At 38.6% G+C, this 6126-nt stretch carries 1 protein-coding gene; it reads right to left on the bottom strand.

Annotated elements, in window-relative coordinates; genetic code table 11:
* On the bottom strand, positions 1-6117 hold a 6117-nt coding region (locus J2T16_RS28715; RefSeq protein ID WP_499020211.1), incomplete at its 3' end, for an amino acid adenylation domain-containing protein.
* Between the last annotated feature and the right edge of the window lie 9 nt (positions 6118-6126).

Raw genomic sequence — 6126 nt, 5'->3', positions numbered from 1 at the left:
TCCTGTCCGGTACATCCGCTCTCCAGGTTCATACGGATTATCGACAAATCGCTCAGCTGTCAACTCCGGACGATTTACGTATCCACGAGCCACACTACTCCCACCAATGTACAATTCCCCAGGCATTCCTTGAGTGAGTATACGTCCGGCATGATCAATAATATAAAGATCAGCGTTGAATATTGGGGCTCCGAGTGGAGGAACGAGTAAAAAATCAGTTGACTTAGCCATTGTATAGGTCGCAACTACGTGTGTCTCTGATGGACCATAATGATTATGCAATTGAACTTTATTACGTTTTGCCGAATCAATAAATCTCTCCGTAAGCACTAATTGCTCCCCTGCTATCACTAAGTGCTCAACAATAGACAATAATTTTTCATAGATATCCGCTTCATTAATAAGCATTTTAAAGAATGCAGTTGGTAGGAATAGTGTCTTTACTTGGTTTGCATAAATATATTCAACTAAACTGACAAGGTCTTGTTTGATTTGATCATCGGCAACAACCAAAGTACCTCCGAACAGTAAAGCTGTTAATATCTCTTGAATACTGACATCAAAGCTTGATGAAGCAAATTGTAAAACACTGGAGTGATTAATCGATGTTTTCTCTTTCTGAAAAGTCATCAGACTAATAATATTGCGGTGCTCCATGGCGACTCCTTTAGGATTGCCCGTGGTGCCCGAAGTGTAGATACAATACAACAGATCTGTAGGAACGCTTGTCTGATGAAGATTCAAGTGAGATGAATGATTTGCACTCTCATCATCCAAGTACACGATCTGGCCCGTATACGATTCCGGAATGCAAGTATTACGGGTTGCTATCAGGATTTGTACATTACTGTCTTTCAGTATAAAAGAAACCCTGTCCATAGGATAAGCTGTATCAATGGGTAAATATGCTCCTCCAGCTTTTAAAACAGCTAAAAATGAAATTACCATTTCAATAGAACGATCAATCATAACTCCCACAAAATGATCTATCCCAACACCTTTAGTCCGTAAAGCATGAGCCAGAGTATTGGAACGTGCATTCAATTGATGATAAGTAATCTTTAGATTTCCGCACACAACAGCAGCACTATTAGGAGTACGTTCAACCTGTTGTTCAAAAAGTTTATGCACAGTTATTTCCGTAGGAACTGTACACATATCAATATGGCTATTCTTACACTCGTCATCTGGCATACTTTCGGAAATAAATTTGATCTGTGAAGGCTTTAAATCAGGTTGATTACAGACTTGTTGAAGCAAATGCTCAAACTGCTCAAATACACGTATCAAGCTCGAATATTCATATAAAAAACTATTGTATTTAACAAGCAGTTGCAACTCCTCCCCAGGTAAGACAAGAAGAGTTAAATCATAGCTAGTTTGCTCGAAAATTGAATCACAACGAATCTGCAAATTAGGGCTAACTTTTGTACCTGAACGATCAATTTCTTCTTCCATTGGATAATTCTCAAAAACGATAATATGATCAAACAAGTTCTGCTTAAGTGACGTATTAGCCTGTAATTCATACAGAGGAAAGAACTGATATTCTTCAGAATTGATTCTGTCCAGTTGAACAGCTTTTAATAAATTGCTGAACGTTTGTTTTTTCCCCCAGTTGATTCGTACAGGCACCGTGTTAATGAAAAGCCCAATCATTCTTTCAATACCTGGAACTTCTTTAGGACGACCGGAAATAACTGTTCCAAACACCACATCCTCAGTGTGATTATAACTTTGCAGCACAATCCCCCAAACACACTGAAAGAGTGTATTAAGTGTTACTTGGCATTCCTGAGCCGTAGTTCGCATTCTGCTAGATAATTTTCTATCCAGCGTATATACAAATTCTTTTTGAGACTGAGCTCCTTGTCTTGTAGAATCAGCCTGCTTCGCTAGTCCCGCTGGTGAGTTGTAATTGATAAGATATTGACTCCAATATCTTTCGGCTGCCTTCTTATCTTGTTTTTCCAACCAATTGATATAACTACTAAACGAAGGCGGAGTCTCTAATTGTAGTTTTGTACGATTAATCTTACTTTCATAAATTGCAAGTAGTTCTTTCAGTAAAATACTAACGCACCATCCATCCATAAGGATGTGGTGAAATGTCCAAACAACACGATTAGTTTCTGGACCAATTTGCAGGATAGATAGTCGCATAAGAGAATCTTCCTGAATATTAAAGCTCCGTATACGGTCCTCACGAAGATATTGTTCTGTAGACTCATGAATTTCATCGGCATTCAAACGAGTAAAATCTTCCACGTTAATTATTGGACTACGGCTAATTAGAACCACTTGTAAAGGCTTCAGTACATGATCTGTAACAAATACGGATCTTAGAATCGCATGACGATCTATAAGGTTGCAGAAGCTTTCTTTAAATAGACCAATATTTAACCGCCCTTCGAAGCTCAAACTGAATTGTTCTACATATTGAAGAGAAGTGCGGTCCTTTAAAGAATGAAATAACATGCCTTCCTGCATTGGAGTCAGACCGTAGGCATCTTCAACTGATTCTGGAAATAATTCTTGTAGGATATCAGCGTCGTGCATGGTAATTCGATCAGAAGCAATTTTACTTCTGGCATAGTGGTTGTTAGCTTGGGAAACACAGTGATCGATAATATCTCTAAGTGATCTGGAATAGTACATAATAAATTCCGATATAACTTCTTCATCAAAAAGTGCTTCGTGATAGGTAATATTAAGACATAATGAATTATTAACTATGAAAGAATTCAGATCTAGTTCATATACCTGCTGGGATTGACTATCCACGCTAATTCCTGTGCCATGGATGGAATATTCAAAAATCTGTTCATTACTCACATCCGGGCTAAATTGGCCTAAGTAATTAAAACTAATAGTAGAACTCTTATCATAGTTCCCCTTATTGTTTAATTGATGATTCAGAATACCATAGCCAATTCCCTTGTTCGGAACTTGCCTTAACTGATCTTTTGTTTGTTTAATCAGAGCACCATAATCATTAGAATGAACGATAAGTTGTACAGGATATCTTGAAGTGAACCATCCTATAGTCCGCTTTACATTCATATTTTTAATAATTTCTTCTCTACCATGCCCTTCAAGATCAATTCTGAAATTAATTGCGTGTGTCATTTGTCGCAGTGCAGACCCCAAGGCCGTAAGTAATAAATCGTTTATCTCTGTCTTATAAGCTTGATTTGCTTTATATAGAAGAAGTTCTGTTTCCTGAGGGCTGAAGGTCAGCTGAACGTTACAACAACCTGCCATCAACAGTTGGTTATCAACATGAACTTTTTTCGGTAGAGATATCGTTTGTATACTATCAATGTCTTTCCAGTAGCTGGCTTCCGATGCAAAATCACCGGACTCTACAAATTCATTTATTGCCTTTGCCCACGACAAATATGAATCCGTTTTTTGTTCAAAACAGATTTCCTGTCCTTCTAAAGCCTGCTTGTATCCTACCGCCAAATCCTCCAATAATATCCGCCATGACACACCATCTATAACGAGATGATGAATGGCAAGCGTCAAATGATCTCCTTCCGCCGTTTTGAACAAACCTGCAGCCACAACCGGACCAGAATTAACATTGATGCTCTCCTGTAATTTTTCGCTTTCTTTCTTAACGAATTCTGATACATGAATACCATGCTCAATTGTAAAAACACTGAACAAAAACTGATCACTCTTCACCTCTTGATTACGTTGCCGCCAAGAATTCGTCTTAGAATCTTTGAAAAAAATCATTCTCAGCGCATCATGGTGTTCCACCAGACGAATTAAAACCTTCTTAAGTAGTGTTGCTTCAAAACCTTCTGAGCGATAAATAGCAACCGTTTGATTAAACCGATTTGTTCCTTTTAACGGACCTTCAAAAAACCATCCTTGGATAGGAGTTAACAGACCTTCCCCTACCACAACACCTTGATCAATCTGATGCTCTCTATGAATTACGTATGGAATTACGGATTCAATAGTTGGATGTTGAAAAATATCCGCAAGTGTCAGGTCAAGGTTAACGTGGTTTAAACGGCTACATACTTGAAGAGCTTTTATTGAATCCCCACCCATCAAGAAAAAGTTATCCGTAAGTCCAACTTCTTGTTGAGCAAGCACATCTGCCCAAATTTTTGCAACAATCTTTTCTTTTTCTGATTGCGGTTCCCTATACTTACTACCTTTTCCCACTCCAATTTGAGGTACTGGAAGCGCACGTTTGTCAACCTTTCCGTTGGGAGTAAGAGGTAAAGATTCAAGCTGTACAAATGCAGATGGGATCATATACTCCGGCAAACTCTGAGATAAAAATTCTCGTAACTCCATGTCCATTAAGTCCTGAACTGCTGAAAAATATGCACATAACCGTTTTTTCCCTTGTTCCTCGTGAACAAATACACAAACAGTCTTTATATCTCCATGATTCATAAGCGTATTCTCGATTTCCCCACATTCAACTCGATAGCCACGTATCTTAACCTGTCCATCCATTCGACCAATAAATTCTAGTGTTCCATCGGACAGCCAACGCGCCATATCTCCTGTTCGGTACATTAGTTGACCAGAATAAAACGGATCTTCAACAAATCGCTCAGCATTCAATGCAGGCCGATTTAAATATCCCTTGGCTACCCCAAGTCCTCCAACATATATCTCTCCAACCACCCCAACAGGTTGAAGAGCAAGTGACCCGTCGAGTACATAAGCTGTTGAGTTAACGATTGGAGCACCAATAGGTATGGTGTGATCAAAAGCCTTTTTAATATCCATCATCGTTGAAAAAGTCGTATTCTCCGTAGGACCGTATGCATGAATCATTCTAAGATTCGGGAAAAGTCCTCTGACTTGTTCAGTATAAAAGGTACTTAAGACTTCTCCACCTACGATTAGCTGCTTAAGATTGGCAAACACCGTTGGTCTTGCTTGCGCATATTGATGGAAGAGTGCTGTAGTTAAAAACATCGCATTAATATTATGAGAAACAAGCTCTGCTTCTAATTTATCTGGATCCAGAAAATTTTCTGGAGATGTAAAACAAAGGGTAGCACCATTCAGAAGGGCACCCCAAAGTTCAAAAGTAAACGCATCAAATGCAATGGAACCTGTCTGCAAAATTCGGTTTTTTTGAGAAAAGTCAAAATAAGACTGGTTTTTCACAAGACGAATAACACCTTGATGTTGGACCATGACTCCCTTTGGTAACCCCGTAGAACCTGAAGTATACATTATATATGCAGTGCTGTTAGCAGTGGTCTGTATGCTTGGAAACGCTCCTTTGTTTAAAGGCTCCACAAACGACTGATTCAGATCGATAATTTTGTAATACATCGAAGGAATATAGGCTGATTGATGAAGATTAGTTAATAAGAAAGAAGCTTCGCATTCCTCCATCATTAACTCTATCCGCTCTTGAGGATAAATAGGATCTAGCGGTAAATAACTGCAACCTATTTTTAGTACAGCCAAAATTGCAACTACTAATTCCACTGAACGGTCTGCGTGAACACCAATCACTTGTCCTTCTCTCGCTCCATGTCTTAACAGATACTTAGCAAGCACATCCGATTTTTCATCTAAAACTCGATAGTTGACTTCTTCAGTACCGCAAATAACAGCAACTCTATCTCTATTGATATGAGCCTGTTCTTTAAATAAACCGCTTATCGTAGTGGCTGGATTAATTGGTTCAAGCGGTTTATTGAACTGGGTTAGAATTCTATTTCTTTCTCCCTCAGACACCAATACAATTTCACTAATCACTAAGTCAGGATTATTAACCAACTGTCCCAGAATCAATATATAATGTTGAATGAAGTTCTCAATAGTTTCTTTTCGAAACATATCAGTTCTATACTGACAAATAAGTTGTAGTTTCTTTTCAAAATCCATAAATTCAAATATTTGTAATTCGATATCAACCTTAGCAGTTTTTGTTGGAATTATAGAGGGTGACTTAAATGGACTTCCATGATGAATGGTCGGTATTTCCATATTTTGCAGTGCAAACATCACATCAAACAGCGGGTTCCGGCTTACTTCCCGTACAAGTTCCAGCTTCTCGACCAGACGCTCAAACGGATAGTCCTGATTCTCGTACGCCAGAAGCGCCTGTTCCTTCACGTCCTGCAA

This window comes from Paenibacillus intestini, from assembly GCF_030803945.1.
GTDB lineage: Bacteria > Bacillota > Bacilli > Paenibacillales > Paenibacillaceae > Paenibacillus > Paenibacillus polysaccharolyticus.
The sequence above is the reverse complement of the archived record's forward strand: the minus strand, read 5'-3'. Positions and strand labels throughout refer to the sequence as shown.